General features: G+C 58.6%; 12 protein-coding genes, 1 tRNA gene and 2 pseudogenes. 14 read left to right on the top strand and 1 reads right to left on the bottom strand.

From position 1 onward, the window contains the following. The 12 genes and pseudogenes from PMYSY11_RS19500 to PMYSY11_RS22170 all read left to right on the top strand — a co-directional run. Window positions 1-1,419 (top strand): N-acetylmuramoyl-L-alanine amidase, encoded by a 1,419-nt coding sequence (locus PMYSY11_RS19500; protein WP_090510379.1) that lies wholly within the window; start codon window positions 1-3, stop codon window positions 1,417-1,419. Beyond that, the gene (mutL, locus tag PMYSY11_RS19495; RefSeq protein WP_150547775.1) at window positions 1,416-3,299 is read left to right on the top strand and encodes a DNA mismatch repair endonuclease MutL; all 1,884 of its coding nucleotides are present in this window, start codon (window positions 1,416-1,418) and stop codon (window positions 3,297-3,299) included. The genes PMYSY11_RS19500 and mutL overlap by 4 nt, the downstream gene beginning before the upstream one ends. Window positions 3,300-3,341: 42 nt before the next feature. Beyond that, window positions 3,342-4,316, top strand: a complete 975-nt coding sequence (miaA, locus tag PMYSY11_RS19490) for a tRNA (adenosine(37)-N6)-dimethylallyltransferase MiaA (protein ID WP_150547774.1) — start codon at window positions 3,342-3,344, stop codon at window positions 4,314-4,316. A gap of 98 nt (window positions 4,317-4,414) precedes the next feature. Next, complete coding sequence (gene hfq, locus PMYSY11_RS19485; protein WP_069898282.1) at window positions 4,415-4,675, top strand: RNA chaperone Hfq; 261 nt, start codon at window positions 4,415-4,417, stop codon at window positions 4,673-4,675. A 14-nt stretch (window positions 4,676-4,689) separates the two neighbouring features. Further along, window positions 4,690-5,991 (top strand): ribosome rescue GTPase HflX, encoded by a 1,302-nt coding sequence (gene hflX / locus PMYSY11_RS19480; protein WP_069898281.1) that lies wholly within the window; start codon window positions 4,690-4,692, stop codon window positions 5,989-5,991. 97 nt (window positions 5,992-6,088) lie between these two features. Continuing rightward, entirely contained in the window at window positions 6,089-7,255 is a 1,167-nt protein-coding gene (hflK, locus tag PMYSY11_RS19475) for an FtsH protease activity modulator HflK (RefSeq protein ID WP_069898280.1), read from the top strand. Next, a complete protein-coding gene (gene hflC / locus PMYSY11_RS19470; RefSeq protein ID WP_069898279.1) occupies window positions 7,255-8,124 on the top strand; it encodes a protease modulator HflC in 870 nt (289 codons plus the stop codon). The genes hflK and hflC overlap by 1 nt, the downstream gene beginning before the upstream one ends. A gap of 107 nt (window positions 8,125-8,231) precedes the next feature. Then, window positions 8,232-8,417 (top strand): DUF2065 domain-containing protein, encoded by a 186-nt coding sequence (locus PMYSY11_RS19465; RefSeq protein ID WP_069898278.1) that lies wholly within the window; start codon window positions 8,232-8,234, stop codon window positions 8,415-8,417. Between the two features lie 37 nt (window positions 8,418-8,454). Next, a complete protein-coding gene (locus PMYSY11_RS19460; RefSeq protein ID WP_150547773.1) occupies window positions 8,455-9,642 on the top strand; it encodes an ATP phosphoribosyltransferase regulatory subunit in 1,188 nt (395 codons plus the stop codon). 91 nt (window positions 9,643-9,733) lie between these two features. Continuing rightward, entirely contained in the window at window positions 9,734-11,029 is a 1,296-nt protein-coding gene (locus tag PMYSY11_RS19455) for an adenylosuccinate synthase (protein WP_150547772.1), read from the top strand. Window positions 11,030-11,729: 700 nt separating this feature from the next. Continuing rightward, window positions 11,730-12,392 (top strand): annotated as a pseudogene (locus tag PMYSY11_RS22175) (HAMP domain-containing protein); the annotation flags it as partial. Window positions 12,393-12,755: 363 nt separating this feature from the next. Continuing rightward, window positions 12,756-13,250 (top strand): annotated as a pseudogene (locus PMYSY11_RS22170) (methyl-accepting chemotaxis protein); the annotation flags it as partial. 172 nt (window positions 13,251-13,422) lie between these two features. On the opposite strand, the gene PMYSY11_RS19445 reads toward PMYSY11_RS22170, so the two are convergent. Continuing rightward, window positions 13,423-13,509: transfer RNA gene (locus PMYSY11_RS19445), tRNA-Leu, on the bottom strand. Between the two features lie 207 nt (window positions 13,510-13,716). Between PMYSY11_RS19445 and rnr the strand changes: the two genes are divergently transcribed. Together rnr and rlmB are read left to right on the top strand one after the other, a co-directional pair. Beyond that, a complete protein-coding gene (gene rnr, locus PMYSY11_RS19440; RefSeq protein ID WP_069898274.1) occupies window positions 13,717-16,266 on the top strand; it encodes a ribonuclease R in 2,550 nt (849 codons plus the stop codon). Then, window positions 16,263-17,009 carry a 23S rRNA (guanosine(2251)-2'-O)-methyltransferase RlmB gene (rlmB, locus tag PMYSY11_RS19435; RefSeq protein WP_069898273.1) on the top strand — a complete coding sequence of 249 codons (747 nt, stop codon included), beginning with the start codon at window positions 16,263-16,265 and terminating at the stop codon, window positions 17,007-17,009. Before rnr ends, rlmB begins: the two co-directional genes overlap by 4 nt. The last annotated feature ends 309 nt before the right edge of the window (window positions 17,010-17,318 follow it).

The raw sequence follows: 17,318 nt of genomic DNA, 5'->3' as shown, positions 1-17,318 counted from the left end.
ATGCGCATAGGCGCGCGTTTTATTGCAGTTGGGGTGGTGTTGGCGGTTATGGCCGCTGAGGCTTTTGCCGCTTCGGATGTACGCAGCGTGCGGTTGTGGCGAGCCCCCGACAACACCCGTCTGGTGTTCGACCTGTCTGGCCCGGTGAAGCACAGTGTCTTCACCCTGACGGCGCCCAATCGCATTGTTATCGACATCAATGGCGCCAAGTTGGCCACTAACTTCAAATCGCTTGCACTTAAAGGCACGCCGATTACCTCGGTGCGCTCTGCCCAGCGCTCGGCCGATGACTTGCGCGTGGTGATTGACCTTTCAACTGTCGTGACCCCGAAGAGCTTCACGCTGGCGCCTAACCAGCAATATGGTGATCGTCTGGTTGTCGACCTGTTCGATCAGGGCGCCGATACGCCTTCTGCATTGCCTTCGACTCAGGTTGCGAGCACGCCGACTGTTCCTGTCACCCCAACCCAGGCGCCGCCCAAGATCGTGCCCGCGCCGAGTGGTAAGCGCGACATCGTGATCGCGATTGATGCGGGCCACGGCGGTGAAGACCCGGGCGCGCTGTCGCCGGTTAAAGGCAAGGTCGAGAAGCAAGTTACGCTTATGATCGCCAAGGAATTGCAGCGCCAGATCAATGCGGAAAAAGGTTTTCGTGGCGAGCTGGTGCGTACCGGTGACTACTTCATTCCGCTGCGCCGGCGTACTGAAATTGCCCGCAAGAAGGGCGCCGACCTGTTCGTCTCGATCCATGCCGACGCGGCCCCGCGCCGCTCTGCGTTTGGCGCCTCGGTGTATGCGCTGTCTGATCGCGGCGCCACCTCGGAAACCGCCCGCTGGTTGGCCGATGCCGAGAACCAGTCCGACCTGATCGGTGGTGCCGGCAACGTCAGCCTGGATGACAAGGACCGCATGCTTGCAGGCGTATTGCTTGACTTGTCGATGACGGCGTCGCTTTCGTCGAGCCTGAACGTCGGCCAGAAAGTCCTCAGCAACATCGGCCAGATCACCCCGCTGCACAAGCGTCGGGTCGAGCAGGCCGGCTTCATGGTGTTGAAGTCGCCGGATATTCCGTCGATTCTGGTCGAGACCGGGTTTATCTCTAACCCGAATGAGGCCAACAAGCTGTTCTCATCCAAGCATCAGCAATCGCTGGCACGCTCGATTACTTCGGGTGTGAAGCAGTTCTTCCAGCAAAACCCGCCACCCGGCAGTTACATTGCCTGGCAGCGTGACAATGGCAAGATTGCGCCAAGCGCGCGCGAACATCGGGTGAGTTCCGGCGAGAGCCTGGCGATGATTGCCGAGCGCTACCAGATCAGCCTGGCGGCTTTGAAGAGTGCCAACTCCCTGAGCTCGAATGTGATCAAGGTCGGTCAGACCCTGCACATCCCGGCGACTTCGTTGGCGTCACAGCCATGAGTGACGCTGCACGCATCCAGCTGCTAAGCCCGCGGCTGGCGAACCAGATTGCCGCCGGTGAAGTGGTTGAACGTCCGGCTTCGGTGATCAAGGAACTGCTCGAAAACAGCCTCGACTCGGGTGCCAAACGCATTGATGTCGATGTGGAGCAGGGCGGCGTCAAGCTGCTGCGGGTGCGTGATGATGGCAGCGGAATTGCCGAAGACGACCTGCCGCTGGCGCTGGCGCGTCACGCCACCAGCAAGATCCGCGAGCTCGAAGACCTTGAACAAGTCATGAGTCTGGGCTTTCGCGGTGAAGCGCTGGCCTCTATCAGCTCCGTGTCGCGCCTGACCATGACATCGCGAACCGCCGAGGCCGAGCAGGCCTGGCAGGTTGAAACCGAAGGCCGCGACATGCAACCGCGTGTGCAGCCTGCCGCGCATCCGGTTGGCACCTCGGTTGAGGTGCGCGACCTATTCTTCAACACCCCCGCGCGGCGCAAGTTTCTGCGCACTGAAAAAACCGAATTCGATCATCTGCAAGAAGTCATCAAGCGCCTGGCATTGGCTCGTTTTGATGTCGCATTTCATTTGCGTCACAACGGTAAAACCGTGCTTTCGCTGCATGAAGCCAATGATCAAGTCAGCCGTGGGCGGCGCGTGGCGTCAGTCTGTGGGCCGGCCTTCCTTGAACAGGCGCTGCCGATTGAGATTGAACGCAATGGCCTGCATTTGTGGGGCTGGGTGGGCTTGCCGACCTTCTCGCGCAGTCAGGCTGACCTGCAATACTTCTACGTGAACGGCCGTACCGTGCGCGACAAGCTGGTGGCGCACGCGGTGCGTCAGGCTTACCGCGATGTGCTGTTCAACGGCCGTCACCCGACATTTGTGTTGTTCCTTGAAGTCGATCCGGCTGTGGTTGACGTCAACGTGCACCCGACCAAGCACGAAGTGCGCTTCCGTGACGGGCGCATGGTTCACGATTTCCTCTACGGCACGTTGCACCGCGCGCTCGGCGAAGTTCGCCCCGAAGACCAACTCGCAGCGCCCGCTGCGGTCGAGCAGATGGTGCGCCCGACTGGTGCGGCCGCCGGCGAATTTGGCCCGCAAGGTGAAATCGGCCTGGCCGCGACCACGCTTGAAACACAACCGGCAACCAATGTCTGGCGCTCGCCGGGTGCTGGCTATCAGCAATATTCGGGTGGCTCGCCTGCCGCGGCCGTTCCGGCTGCAGAGGCGCAGAGTGCCTATCGCGAGTTTTTCGCGCCGATGCCGTCATCCCCGGCCATGGGTTTGCCTGCCGAGCAGGGCGACGTGCCGCCGTTGGGGTATGCCATTGCGCAGCTCAAAGGCGTGTATATCCTCGCTGAAAACGTGCAGGGCATGGTGTTGGTGGATATGCATGCGGCGCATGAACGCATCACCTATGAGCGGCTGAAAGTCGCGATGGCCAGCGAAGGGCTACGCGGGCAGCCGTTGCTGGTGCCGGAATCGATTGCCCTGAGCCAGCGCGAAGCCGACTGCGCAGAAGAGCATGCCGACTGGTTCCAGCGGCTGGGTTTCGAGTTGCAGCGTCTGGGCCCGGAAACACTGGCTATCCGTCAGATTCCGGCCTTGCTCAAGCAGGCTGAAGCCACACGGCTGGTGCATGATGTACTGGCGGACTTGCTCGAATACGGCACCAGTGACCGGATTCAGGCGCACCTCAACGAGTTGCTCGGCACCATGGCGTGTCACGGCTCGGTTCGCGCCAACCGCCGCCTCACGTTGCCGGAAATGAACGCCTTGCTGCGTGACATGGAACATACTGAGCGCAGCGGTCAATGCAACCATGGTCGCCCTACATGGACGCAGCTGGCCATGGATGATTTGGATAAGCTGTTCCTGCGCGGTCGTTGATCGCGCCCGGCACCTCGCCGACTTTTAAGAGACCTTATAAACATGTCTGAGCGCTTGCCGCCGGCAATTTTCCTGATGGGCCCGACAGCTGCCGGTAAAACCGACCTGGCGCTGGAGCTTGCCCGCGTATTGCCGTGTGACTTGATCAGTGTCGACTCGGCGCTGATCTATCGCGACATGGACATAGGCACCGCCAAGCCGGACAAAGCCACGCTGGCCGAGTTTCCGCACCGGCTGATTGATATCCGTGATCCGGCAGAGAGCTACTCGGCGGCCGAGTTTCGCAGCGATGCGCTGGCCGAAATGGCCGAAATCACCGCGCGTGGACGGATTCCGTTGCTGGTCGGCGGAACAATGCTTTATTACAAGGCATTGCGTGAAGGGCTGGCCGACATGCCGGCCGCTGATGCCGAGGTTCGCGCCGCGCTTGAGCAACAGGCTCAGGAGCAAGGGCTGGAGTCGCTGCATGCCGAGCTGCAGGCAGTTGATCCCGAGTCCGCTGCGCGGATTCACCCGAATGACCCGCAGCGCTTGATTCGGGCGCTGGAGGTGTATCGGGTGAGCGGTCTCAGCATGACCGAACATCGGCAACGCCAGGCGCAACATAATATTGATTCGAGCACGACCGCAGGCCACGGTTTCCCCTATACTGTGGCCAATATTGCCATTGCGCCAGCTGAGCGAAGTGTGTTGCACGCCCGTATCGAGCAACGATTTGTGCAGATGCTGGAACAGGGGCTGATTGATGAGGTCGAACGGCTGCATCAGAGAAGTGACCTGCACGCCGGTTTACCGTCTATACGTGCAGTGGGGTATCGCCAGGTTTGGGAATACCTTGATGGCACTGCTACAAAAGAAGAAATGCAGAAACGCGGGATTGTTGCGACTCGCCAGTTGGCCAAGCGACAGTTCACCTGGCTGAGAAGCTGGGAGAATCTGCACTGGCTCGACAGTTTATCTTGCGACAATCTGTCACGTGCCTTGAAATATCTGGCTTCGGTCTCCATATTGAAATGAGATCCTGCCGATAGCCGTCTATCCTTGGGGGTATGGCGACTCCAGCTATTTATTGCTTACTTAAATTATTTGAAATTATCCCAAAAGGAGTGCGGCACATGTCAAAAGGGCATTCGCTACAAGACCCTTACCTGAACACCCTGCGTAAGGAACGCGTACCCGTTTCCATTTACCTGGTAAACGGCATCAAACTTCAGGGACAGATCGAATCTTTCGACCAGTTCGTGATTTTGCTGAAAAACACTGTCAGCCAGATGGTCTACAAGCACGCAATTTCGACTGTTGTGCCAAGCCGTCCTGTTCGTCTGCCAACTGCTAGCGAAACCGAAGCAGCTGAAGCAGAGCCTGGCAACGCCTGATATAGGGGGCTGTATTGTTCTTCGAGCGTCATGAAGGTGGTGAGCGGGCAATCCTTGTGCATCTGGATAGCCAAGACTCAGAGGCGCGTGAAGATCCGCAGGAGTTTCAGGAGCTCGCGATGTCAGCGGGCGCTGATGCGGTGGCCTTCCTCAGTGTGCCAAGCGGTCGGCTGACCGCAAAATACTTGATTGGTAGCGGTAAAGTTGAAGAGTTGCGTGACCAGGTCAAAGCCCATGAGGCCGACCTGGTTATCTTCAATCACATTCTTACGCCCAGTCAGGAGCGTAACCTTGAGCGTGTTTTTGAGTGTCGGGTGCTGGATCGTACCGGCCTGATTCTCGATATCTTCGCGCAGCGCGCGCGCACCCACGAAGGCAAGTTGCAGGTTGAGCTGGCACAGCTCGATCATATGAGCACGCGTCTGGTTCGTGGCTGGACTCACCTTGAGCGGCAGAAAGGCGGTATTGGTCTGCGCGGCCCGGGTGAAACCCAGCTGGAAACAGACCGCCGCCTGCTGCGCGTTCGTATTCGCCAGATCAAGCAAAAACTTACCAAAGTGCGCAGCCAGCGAGATCAGGCGCGGCGCGGGCGTAAGCGTGCCGATATTCCTTCGGTTTCACTGGTGGGTTATACCAACGCTGGCAAATCGACCCTGTTCAATGCGCTGACCGAATCTGAGGTCTACGCTGCAGACCAGTTGTTTGCAACACTCGACCCAACGCTGCGGCGCCTCGATCTTGAAGATCTGGGGCCGATCGTGTTGGCCGATACCGTGGGTTTTATTCGTCATTTGCCGCACAAGTTGGTCGAGGCATTTCGCGCTACTCTGGAAGAATCGAGCAATTCCGATTTGCTTCTGCATGTAATCGACTCTCACGAGCCGGAACGCATGGCGCAGGTTGAGCAGGTAATGCACGTGCTGGGCGAAATTGGCGCGCAGGAATTGCCGATACTCGAGGTCTACAACAAGCTCGATTTGCTCGAAGGTGTAGAGCCGCAGATTCAGCGTGGCGAAGACGGTAAACCCCAGCGGGTCTGGTTGTCGGCGCGTGATGGCCGCGGTTTGCCGCTGCTGAAACAGGCCATTGCCGAGCTGCTGGGTGACGATTTATTTGTCGGAACCTTGCAACTACCGTTCAAATTGGCCAGTTTACGTGCCCAGTTCTTTGCTTTGGGGGTTGTACAGAGTGAAGCGCATGCGGAAGATGGCAGCAGTTTGTTGGCTGTTCGCGTACCGCGTACAGAGCTGAATCGATTAGTAAGTCGGGCGGGTTTGCAACCTGTCGAATTTATTGAGCAACACACTTTGCAATAAAGCCCGTGTTACTAAATATGCCGATTAGGGCGGGCATTCGATAGCATTGGCAGGCGCGCCGCTTGGCGCGTATTCGCTTTATCAGATGGAGAGCGCTATGGCTTGGAATGAGCCGGGTGGCAACGGGAATAATCAGGACCCATGGGGTGGTCGTCGTAACAACGGCGGCGATCGTAAAGGGCCGCCAGATCTCGACGAAGCCTTCCGCAAGCTGCAAGAGAGCCTTAACGGGCTTTTTGGCGGCAATAAGAATCGTGGCAATGACAATGACAGCGGCGGCAGTAAAGGCGGTGGCGGCTTCGGCTTGCTGCTGGGCGGCCTGGCTGTGCTTGCAGCCATTTGGTTGTACAGCGCGATCTATGTTGTCGACGAACAAGAACAGGCAGTGGTACTGCGTTTCGGTAAGTATTACGAAACCGTAGGGCCGGGCCTGAATATCTATTTCCCGCCGATTGATCGCAAGTTTCAGGAAAACGTCACCCGTGAGCGTGCTTACAGCAAGCAGGGTCAGATGTTGACTGAGGACGAGAACATCATCGAAGTGCCGCTCACCGTGCAGTACAAAATCAGCAACCTGCAGGATTTTGTGTTGAACGTTGATCAGCCGGAAATCAGCTTGCAGCACGCAACTGACAGTGCGGTTCGCCACGTAGTGGGTTCGACCGAGATGGATCAGGTGCTGACCGAAGGTCGTGAGCTGATGGCCAGCGAAGTCAAGGAGCGCCTGCAGCGTTTCCTCGATACCTACAAGACCGGTATCGTCGTGACGACTGTCAACTTGCAGAGCGCCGCAGCGCCGCGTGAGGTTCAGGAAGCATTCGATGACGTGATTCGTGCGCGTGAAGACGAGCAGCGCGAAAAGAACAAGGCTGAGACCTATGCCAACGGCGTCGTGCCGGAAGCGCGTGGTCAGGCTCAGCGTCTGATCGAAGATGCCAGCGGTTACCGTGACGAAGTGGTTTCCCGCGCTCAGGGTGAGGCGGATCGTTTCACTGCGTTGGTAGCGGAATATCGCAAGGCGCCGGAAGTGACGCGTGAGCGTCTGTATCTGGACACCATGCAGGAAGTCATGAGCAACACCAGCAAAGTCATGGTCACCGGTGACAAGGGCCAGAACAATCTGCTCTATCTGCCGTTGGACAAAATGATTGATGGTCGCAGTGGTGCGGCTGCCAGTTCAATTTCCGGCAGCAGCAACGATGCAAGCACAAGCTCGGTAAGGCCGCCACAGATGCCTGAAGTGCGCACTAGGGAGAGCCGCTGATGAGTAATAAATCACTGGTTGGCCTGATTGTGGCTGTGGTTCTGGCACTGGTTGCCTGGAACAGCTTCTACATCGTCGCCCAAACCGAGCGCGCAGTGCTCCTGCAATTCGGTCGTATCGTTGAGCCAGACGTTAAGCCTGGCCTGCATGTGAAGATTCCTTACGTTAACCAGGTGCGTATTTTTGATGCGCGTCTGATGACTCTGGATTCCTCCAGCTCGCGTTTCCTGACCCTGGAAAAGAAAGCGCTGATGGTTGATGCGTACGCCAAGTGGCGTGTGCTGGATGCCGAGCGTTTCTATACCGCGACCTCTGGCGTCAAGCAGATCGCCGATGAGCGTCTGTCGCGTCGTCTTGAAGCATCGCTGCGTGACCAGTTCGGTAAGCGCACGCTGCACGAGTCGGTGTCGGGTGAGCGTGACGCACTGATGGCTGACGTAACGGCATCGCTGAACAGAGCGGCGCAGAAAGAGTTGGGCATCGAAGTGGTTGACGTGCGGGTTAAAGGTATCGACCTGCCGAAAGAAGTTAACCGTAGCGTGTTCGACCGGATGGGTTCCGAGCGTGAGCGTGAAGCCCGTGAGCACCGCGCTAAAGGTAAGGAATTGGCCGAAGGTATTCGTGCCGACGCCGATCGTCAGAAGCGCGTACTGCTGGCAGAAGCCTATCGTCAAGCTGAAGAGCTGCGCGGTGAAGGTGACGCCCAGGCTGCTGCGATTTACGCCAAGGCCTACGGTCAGGACCAGGAGTTCTATTCGTTCTATCGCAGCCTTCGCGCCTACCGCGAAAGCTTTGCTGATAAGCGCGATGTGATGGTGCTTGATCCAAGCAGCGACTTCTTCCGTTATCTGGAAAAGTCCAAGCCGTAAGACTGATCCCCGGAGCATGCAATGCGTGCTTCGGGGTGACCGTTGTTGAAAACGTGGTATGATGCAGCAGCCGGGAAAATCCCGGCTTTTTTGCGTCTGTGGGAATCATGTGGCAGGAAATAGGCATAGCGTTGTGTTTTGTGCTGGTGCTAGAAGGCATCCTGCCCTTCCTCTATCCGCGCGGTTGGCGTGGTGCAGCTGTGCAATTGACTCAGCTGTCGGATCGCAATCTACGTCTCATGGGGCTGGCCAGCATGCTGCTGGGAACAGCGCTCCTTTATCTGCTTCACTAAAGGCTTGTGCCGCCCGGTTCAAGAGGGGAATGGCGAAATGGCGACGGTAGACCGCTGGCTCCTGCCAGATGGCATTGAAGAAGTACTGCCTCCAGAAGCTGCGCGCATCGAAGTGGCGCGGCGTCAGGTGCTGGATCTGTTTCAGCGCTGGGGTTATGAATTCGTAGTAACGCCGCATATCGAGTATCTGGAATCGCTGTTGACCGGCGCTGGCCAGGATCTCGACCTGCGCACGTTTAAAGTGGTCGATCCGCTTTCGGGTCGGCAAATGGGCTTCCGTGCCGATATCACCCCGCAGGTTGCGCGCATTGATGCGCATACCTTGCGCCGTGAAGGGCCGAGCCGCCTGTGCTACGCCGGTAGCGTGCTGCATGCACAACCGCGTGCGCTGACCACCTCGCGCAGCCCGATCCAGTTGGGCGCAGAGTTGTATGGCGATGCCAGCCCGGCCAGTGATGTCGAGGTCATCAGCTTGCTGGTGAACACCCTTGAGCTGGCTGCAGTGCCGGACGTGCATATGGACCTCGGCCATGTCGGTATCTACCGCGGCCTGGCCCGTGCTGCCAAGTTGTCGGGCGCAGTCGAGCAGCAGCTGTTCGATGCTTTGCAGCGCAAGGCAATGGACGAGATTGCTGCGCTGACCGAAGGCTTGCCGGCTCAGCTGAGTAAGATGCTGCGCTCGCTGGCTGAATTGTGCGGTGGCCGTGAAGTGCTGGACTTGGCTCAGGCCTGTCTGGTCGAGGCGCCGGATGATGTGCATGCAGCGCTCGACGAACTGCTGGCGATTGCTGATGCGCTCAGCCTGCGCTATCCGGAATTACCGCTGTACTTTGATCTGGGCGAGCTGCGCGGCTATCACTACCACACCGGTGTAGTGTTCGCCGCGTTTGTGCCGGGCGAAGGTTCGGCCATTGCTCAGGGCGGTCGTTACGATGACATCGGCGCCGACTTCGGTCGCGCCCGCCCGGCGACTGGCTTCTCGACTGACCTGAAAACACTGGTCACTTTGGGTCAGATGCAGCTTGATGAAGTGGAGCCCGGTATCTGGGCTCCGGATAACCATGATGTTTACCTGTGGCAAGCCGTGCAAAAGCTTCGTCAGCAGGGTGCGCGCGTGATTCAGGCGCTGCCCGAGCAGACAATGGCGGATGCACTGGAAGCTGGCTGTGGCAGTCAGCTGCAATTGCTTGATGGACGATGGCAGGTAGTACCGCTGGCGTCATAACCGGCCATACTGATGTGCTGTTCGATCGGCCATCACGATTTGTTATGCCGGATGACTCCGGTAACCAGCTTGCGCTAAGAGGACAAGTGTTATGGGTAAGAATGTCGTAGTCCTGGGCACCCAATGGGGTGATGAGGGCAAGGGTAAGATTGTTGACCTGCTGACTGAGCAGGCTGCTGCTGTTGTGCGCTACCAGGGTGGCCACAACGCGGGCCACACGCTGGTCATCGACGGCGAGAAAACCGTCCTGCACCTGATCCCGTCGGGCATCCTGCGTGATGGCGTGCAGTGCCTCATCGGTAACGGTGTGGTGGTTGCGCCCGACGCGCTGCTGCGCGAAATCAACAAGCTCGAAGAGAAAGGCGTACCGGTGCGTGAGCGCCTGCGCATCAGCCCTTCGTGCCCGCTGATCCTGTCTTATCACGTAGCGCTGGATCAGGCGCGTGAGAAGGCTCGTGGCGACGCCAAGATCGGCACTACCGGTCGCGGCATTGGCCCGGCTTACGAAGACAAAGTGGCCCGTCGCGGCCTGCGCATCGGTGACCTGTTTCACCGTGAGCGTTTTGCCTCCAAGCTCGGCGAGCTGCTCGATTACCACAACTTTGTACTGCAGAATTACTACAAAGAGCCGGCCATCGACTTCCAGAAAACACTCGACGAGTGCATGGAATACGCTGAGCTGCTGAAGCCGATGATGGCTGATGTCACAGCTGTGCTGCATGAAATGCGCCGTGACTCGAAAGACATCATGTTTGAAGGCGCTCAGGGCTCTCTGCTGGATATCGACCACGGTACTTATCCGTACGTGACCAGCTCCAACACCACTGCTGGCGGCATCGCCACCGGTTCTGGTTTTGGCCCGATGTACCTCGACTACATTCTGGGTATCACCAAGGCTTACACCACGCGCGTGGGTTCGGGTCCTTTCCCGACTGAGCTGTTCGATGAGACCGGTGCATTCCTCGCCAAGCGTGGCCACGAGTTTGGTGCGACCACCGGCCGTGCCCGTCGTTGCGGCTGGTTCGATGCCGTGATCCTGCGTCGCGCTATCGAAATCAACAGCATCTCCGGCCTGTGCCTGACCAAGCTGGACGTTCTTGACGGCCTGGAAAACATCAACATCTGCGTCGGCTACAAAGACCAGAATGGTGACGTGCTGGTTGACGCGCCAACTGACGCCGACAGCTACATCGGTCTGCAGCCAGTGTACGAAACCGTGCCGGGCTGGAGCGAGTCGACAGTGGGTGCCAAGTCTCTGGACGAGCTGCCAGCCAATGCACGTGCTTACATCAAGCGTGTTGAAGAGCTGGTGGGTGCGCCGATTGATATCGTATCGACCGGCCCTGACCGCAACGAGACCATCGTTCTGCGTCACCCGTTCGCCTGATAGCCAGGTAGCTGCACCACGAAGGGTCGCCAATGGCGGCCCTTTGTTGTTTCTGAAGCACCATTCCCTCCACCATTCCCGGAGGATGGATGGCGGCGCCCGCCGCGATCCGTCAAGGCAATCCCCATATTCACATCACCCGCGCCACTATCCGTCATAGGACTGCATAGCATTCCCCGGGACTACGTCTCATCTGCAAAATAAACCTTGGTACGGAGCTTGCCTGCCCTCAATAAATCCCTGAAGTCGCCGTTACAGTCGATACGGTTTATGAGGAGCTGCCCCCGTGTTTGCCATTTCTTCGTTGTTGCGCAGTCGTTTGCTGCGCCCGGTGTTTATTGCGCTGATTCTGGCGTTGTTGGTGCAAGTGTTGGTGGCGGTGCTGTTGACCAGTGCAACGGTGACTTCGCTGGTGGATGAGCTGGCTCAGCGCCTGGGTGCGGACAGCCAGCAGCTGTCTACCGAGCTGCAAGAGGCGGGGCGCGAGGTGACTGGCGGCCTTGAGGGCTTGTCGGCGCGCACGCAGGAGAAACTTGCGCAAGGCCTCTCGCAGAAGCTAAGTGGCGAGCAGGAGCAGCTGCGCGGTGTTCTTGAGCGTAACTTGCAGCAGTCGGCCAATGATCTGGCGCAACTGCTGGCGGCGGTATCGCCAAAAGCTATCTGGGATAACGATGTGCCGGCGCTGACCGAGTTGGTGCGCATGGCGCAGCGCAATCCGAGCGTGTTGTTCGTGGTGTATCTGGATGCGCAGGGCGAGCGCCTGACTCGTCACGTCAATCGCGCCGATCCGCGCATCAAGGCGCTGATTGCCAAAGGCGAGGGGCGTGGCGCGTTGGATAAGCTGATCAATGCGGCCAGTGATGATCCTGGCGTGTATCGCGTCGAGGCGTCTATCAGTCCGATGGGCAGCGAGATCGGCAAGGTCATTCTCGGGGTATCCACAGCCGGTGTTAGTGATGAGCTGGCGGCGCTGGATCAGCGCTTTGATGACCTGATCGACAGCAGTGGCAAGTTGGTTTCCGAGGGATTGAGCGGTGCGGCCAGCGATAGCAGTGCAGCGTTGTCGGCGCGCTTGAGCAGTGCCCAGCAAGCGGCCAAGAATATGTCGGATAACAGCCGTCAGGCAGTCGAATCCGCCGCGGCCGGCTTGCGCTGGAATATCACGGTCGGTCTGGCGCTGGTCGGGCTGGGTGTATTGCTGTTGTTGGCGGTGGTGTTGGGTCGGCGTGTTGTCAGCAAATTGCATACGCTGATCGCGGCGCTGGACGACTGGGCGGCCGGCGAGGGCGATTTGACACGTCGGGTGCGGATCAAGGGCGACGACGAAATCGTTGATATGGCGGCTGCGGTTAACCGCTTTGTCGCCAAGTTGCAGCCAATCGTGCGCGAGGCGGGTGAAGTTGCCGTGCGCACCGGTCAGGAAATTCAAGGCTTGGCGCAGCACAGTGCGGCGGCCGAGTCGGCGGCAGGTCGCCAGCGCGATGAGGTCGCGGGCAGCCTGGCGGCCTTGCAGCAGATGGCGGTGGAGGCGCAGCACGAAAGCCATTCCATGCAGGAAGCGCAGCAGCGTGTCACCTCTATTCGTCAGGCGACCGAGGATAACGCCGCCTTGGCGCGTGACGTGGGTAACTCAATTGCCGAGCTGGTCGAGAGCGTCGGCACGGGTTCGGCGGTAATCGAGAAGCTGGCAAAACAGAGCGAGCAAATCGAAGAGGTGCTGACCGTTATTCACGGCATCGCCGAACAAACCAATCTACTGGCGCTGAATGCTGCAATTGAGGCAGCGCGTGCGGGCGAGACGGGTCGCGGTTTTGCCGTGGTTGCTGATGAGGTGCGGGCGCTGGCCAGCAAGACCCAGCAGTCCACCGGCAGTATTCAGGCGCACATTACGGCGTTGCAGCAAGGTGCACGGGAGGCCGTCAGTGCGATTGGTCAGGCTGGCCGGCATGCCGAGCAAGGGCTTTCAGCCTTGCGCGAAAGCGATCGCTTGCAGCAGGCGGTTCGTGATGCAGTCGAGCAGGTGCATGAGGTAATCAACGCTGCTGCCGTGGCTGCTGAACAACAAGCGCAAGGTGCAAATGCTGTGCGGGGGCGGGTGGAGGTGATTCACACCGAAGCGCGTCGCGCCGAAGAAGTGGTGGCGGCGACAGCGACCAGTGGCCGTGTGCTTGATGGGCTGGCGGCGCAATTGCGTGCAAGCTTGGGGCAGTTCCGGGTCTGAAAAGAATCGGCAACAGGCGTTAGGCTATAGTTGCCGCAGGTGTTCTCAAGGCTGGAAATTTCCTTTCCGGCTTTGAGCGCCTAGACTTGAGAGCGTGAGTGAGCGGATCGGTGCAGGGAATGCCAAATTGCAGGCAATAAAAAACCGAGCGCTTGGCTCGGTTTTTTTGAATTGGTGCCCAGGAGAAGACTCGAACTTCCACGACCGTAAGGTCACCAGCACCTGAAGCTGGCGTGTCTACCAATTTCACCACCTGGGCATTGATTGCAATGATCGCTCATTTACTATCAACTACAACTACGTTTGCCGTCGTTGTGGCGCGCATAATACGGATCAGGTTTTTACTTGTAAAGCCCTAGAGTAAATTTTTTTTATTGAGCACATCGCGGCTGACCTAGACCCCGTTTTCGCGCTTCAATAGGCACATGGCAAACCGAATTTATATAGAAAAGGTGAAACCCCTCTAATGGCCGATTGGCAATCCCTCGATCCCGAGGCCGCTCGTGAAGCGGAAAAATATGAAAACCCTATCCCAAGTCGGGAGTTGATTCTTTCGCATCTCGCCGAACGTGGCTCGCCTGCGAACCGTGAACAACTGCTCGAAGAGTTCGGGCTGACAACAGATGAGCAGGTAGAAGCCCTGCGTCGCCGGCTGCGCGCTATGGAGCGTGACGGTCAGCTTATTTACACCCGCCGTGGTACGTACGCGCCGGTCGACAAGCTGGATCTGGTATTGGGCCGGATCAGTGGCCACCGTGACGGCTTTGGTTTTCTGGTGCCGGATGACGGCAGCGACGACCTGTTCCTGAGCCCGGCGCAAATGCGCCTGGTGTTCGATGGTGACCGTGCGCTGGCTCGCGTTGCGGGTCTCGACCGTCGTGGGCGTCGCGAAGGCGCCGTGGTCGAAGTGATCTCGCGTGGCCATGAAACCATCGTCGGTCGCTATTACGAAGAGAGCGGCATTGGCTTCGTTATTCCGGATAACCCGAAAATCCAGCAGGAAGTGTTGGTCACTCAGGGCCGCAATGGCGGCGCCAAGCAAGGGCAGTTCGTGCAGGTAACGATCACCCATTGGCCGACTCAGCGCTTCCAGCCGCAAGGTGATGTCACCGAAGTGGTGGGCAATTACATGGCGCCGGGCATGGAAATCGATGTGGCCTTGCGCACCTACGACATTCCGCACGTGTGGCCGGATGCCGTGATCAAGGAAGCCCACAAGCTCAAGCCGGAAGTCGAAGAGAAAGACAAAGAGAAGCGTGTTGATCTGCGCCATCTGCCATTCGTCACGATTGACGGTGAAGATGCCCGCGACTTCGACGACGCTGTGTATTGCGAGAAGAGTGGCGGCAGCTGGCGCTTGTTCTCCGGTGGCTGGAAGCTTTATGTGGCCATCGCCGACGTTTCACATTACGTAAAAGTCGGTTCGGCGTTGGACGCTGAAGCGCAGGTGCGTGGCAACTCGGTGTATTTCCCGGAGCGGGTTATCCCGATGCTGCCGGAAGAGTTGTCCAACGGCCTGTGCTCGCTGAATCCGCATGTCGACCGTTTGGCGATGGTTTGTGAGATGACCATCTCGAAAACCGGCCAGATGACCGATTATCAGTTCTATGAGGCCGTGATTCACTCGCATGCCCGCCTGACCTACAACAAGGTCAGCGCCATGCTTGAGCAGCCGAAGAGCACTGAAGGCAAACAGCTGCGCAGCGAGTACAAAGAAGTGCTGCCCGATCTCAAGCAGCTCTATTCGTTGTATCAAGTGCTGTTGTCGGCGCGTCACGAGCGTGGTGCGATTGATTTTGAAACCCAGGAAACCCGGATTATCTTCGGTTCGGGGCGCAAAATTGCCGAAATCCTGCCGACCCAGCGCAACGATGCTCACAAGCTGATTGAGGAGTGCATGCTGGCGGCCAACGTGGCGACGGCTGCGTTCATGCAGAAGCATGAAATTCCTGCACTGTATCGGGTGCACGATGGCCCGCCGCCAGAGCGGCTGGAAAAGCTCAAGGCATTTCTGGGTGAGCTTGGCTTGTCATTGCAGCGCGGCAAATCCAAGGATGGCCCGTCGCCGAAGGACTATCAGGCGTTGCTTGAAACCATCAAGGATCGTCCGGATTACCACCTGATCCAGACCGTGATGCTGCGTTCGCTGAGCCAGGCGGTGTACAGCGCCGATAATCAGGGCCACTTCGGTCTCAATTACGATGCTTACGCGCACTTTACCTCGCCGATTCGTCGCTACCCGGATCTGTTGATTCACCGCGCGATTCGCAGCGTTATCCGTTCGCGTATCGACACGCCGCACGTCAAGCGTGCCGGTGCGACGAGCATGCCTAAAGCGCGGATTTATCCGTACGACGAGGCCATGCTTGAAGAGCTGGGCGAGCAGTGCTCGATGTCCGAGCGCCGCGCCGATGAAGCAACGCGTGATGTGGTCAACTGGCTCAAGTGCGAGTTCATGAAAGACCGCGTCGGCGAGGTATTCCCGGGCGTGATTACGGCGGTCACAGGCTTTGGTCTGTTCGTCGAGCTGACCGATATCTTCGTCGAAGGTCTGGTGCACGTTACGGCGTTGCCGGGCGATTACTATCACTTCGATCCGGTTCATCACCGTTTGGCCGGCGAGCGTAGCGGACGTAACTTCCGTCTGGGCGATACGGTTGAAGTGCGCGTCATGCGCGTTGATCTCGATGAGCGCAAAATCGACTTCGAAATGTCCGAAGGCGCTGCCAATGCGGCAGTCGGCCGTAAGCGTGGCGATGACGGTCGTGCGCCGCGCAGCTCACGCGGTGATCGCGCCAAGCCGGGTAACACCGATGTGCAAAAGAGCCGCGATGTGAAGAAGGCATTGCTGGCCGAGTCGAAATCTAAGTCGGGCAAGAGCCGTAGCGGCAGCAAAGCCGCGCCGGCCAAGTCCGACAGCAAGGCGGCGAAGCCTAGCAAGCACCGCAAGGGGCCGCCAAAGGCCGGTGCGGAAGGCAAGTCTGGCGCGCCGCGTAAACGTAAGGCGAAGTCATGAGTCAACTGGAAAAAATCTACGGCGTGCATGCCGTGGAAGCGTTGTTGCGTCACCATCCCAAGCGCGTCAAGCACGTGTGGCTGGCGGATGGGCGCAGTGATCCGCGCGTGCAAACATTGGTCGAACTGGCCACGCAATCGCGCGTGACCATCGGCCAGTGTGAGCGCCGCGAGATGGATTCCTGGGTCGAGGGCGTGCATCAGGGCGTCGTTGCCGAAGTCAGCCCGAGTCAAGTCTGGGGCGAGGCGATGCTTGAGGAGTTGCTCGATCGTTGCGAAGGCCCGCCGTTGTTGCTGGTGCTTGATGGCGTAACCGACCCGCACAACCTTGGCGCTTGCTTGCGCACCGCCGATGCGGCCGGCGCGCTGGCTGTAATCGTCACCAAGGACAAATCGGCAACGCTAACGCCGGTGGTGCGTAAAGTGGCCTGCGGCGCCGCTGAAGTCGTGCCGCTGGTGGCTGTTACCAACTTGGCGCGCAGTCTGGAGAAGCTCCAGCAGCGTGGTCTGTGGGTGGTCGGTACGGCAGGTGAAGCCGAGGTCGAGGTTTATGATCAGGACATGACCGGCCCAACTGTGCTGATCATGGGCGCAGAAGGCAAAGGCATGCGCCGCCTGACGCGTGAACACTGCGATTATCTGGTCAAGCTGCCGATGGCAGGCAGCGTCAGCAGCCTGAACGTTTCGGTCGCCACTGGGGTGTGTCTCTTCGAGGCATTGCGTCAGCGCCGCAAGCCCAAGTAAGCCTCTCGTCTGCAACTGTGCCAGAGATGGCGCAGTTGCAGCGTTGCTTTTAGGGTTCATTCACAGCCTGTGGGCAGCCTTGAACTTTACGTATCCGCCGCCTGCAGCGGCTTGTAAGGATTGGGCGTTATCTTTGGTTGCGCTGGCAGTCTGTTGCCTGATTGTTCAAATATTCACCAATTAATCTTGCGTGGAGCAGGGGGCTTCTCTAGAATGTCGGCCCTTGCTGTTGCGGCAGGCGCTTGCGCGCGCCGTTAACTGGCAAGACAAACAAGTGATATTCACTCCTTGCCTGACCGCGTTTGGCGG

It is taken from the genome of Pseudomonas marincola, assembly GCF_900682675.2.
Taxonomy (GTDB): domain Bacteria; phylum Pseudomonadota; class Gammaproteobacteria; order Pseudomonadales; family Pseudomonadaceae; genus Aquipseudomonas; species Aquipseudomonas marincola.
This window is presented reverse-complemented; position numbering and strand designations above follow the sequence as displayed.

Bases quoted from the DNA above. Each gene is read 5' to 3' on its own strand.
- PMYSY11_RS19500 (WP_090510379.1), top strand. From the start codon at position 1: ATGCGCATAGGCGCGCGTTTTATTGCAGTTGGGGTGGTGTTGGCGGTT.
- mutL (WP_150547775.1), top strand. From the start codon at position 1,416: ATGAGTGACGCTGCACGCATCCAGCTGCTAAGCCCGCGGCTGGCGAAC.
- miaA (WP_150547774.1), top strand. From the start codon at position 3,342: ATGTCTGAGCGCTTGCCGCCGGCAATTTTCCTGATGGGCCCGACAGCT.
- hfq (WP_069898282.1), top strand. From the start codon at position 4,415: ATGTCAAAAGGGCATTCGCTACAAGACCCTTACCTGAACACCCTGCGT.
- hflK (WP_069898280.1), top strand. From the start codon at position 6,089: ATGGCTTGGAATGAGCCGGGTGGCAACGGGAATAATCAGGACCCATGG.
- hflC (WP_069898279.1), top strand. From the start codon at position 7,255: ATGAGTAATAAATCACTGGTTGGCCTGATTGTGGCTGTGGTTCTGGCA.
- PMYSY11_RS19465 (WP_069898278.1), top strand. From the start codon at position 8,232: ATGTGGCAGGAAATAGGCATAGCGTTGTGTTTTGTGCTGGTGCTAGAA.
- PMYSY11_RS19460 (WP_150547773.1), top strand. From the start codon at position 8,455: ATGGCGACGGTAGACCGCTGGCTCCTGCCAGATGGCATTGAAGAAGTA.
- PMYSY11_RS19455 (WP_150547772.1), top strand. From the start codon at position 9,734: ATGGGTAAGAATGTCGTAGTCCTGGGCACCCAATGGGGTGATGAGGGC.
- rnr (WP_069898274.1), top strand. From the start codon at position 13,717: ATGGCCGATTGGCAATCCCTCGATCCCGAGGCCGCTCGTGAAGCGGAA.
- rlmB (WP_069898273.1), top strand. From the start codon at position 16,263: ATGAGTCAACTGGAAAAAATCTACGGCGTGCATGCCGTGGAAGCGTTG.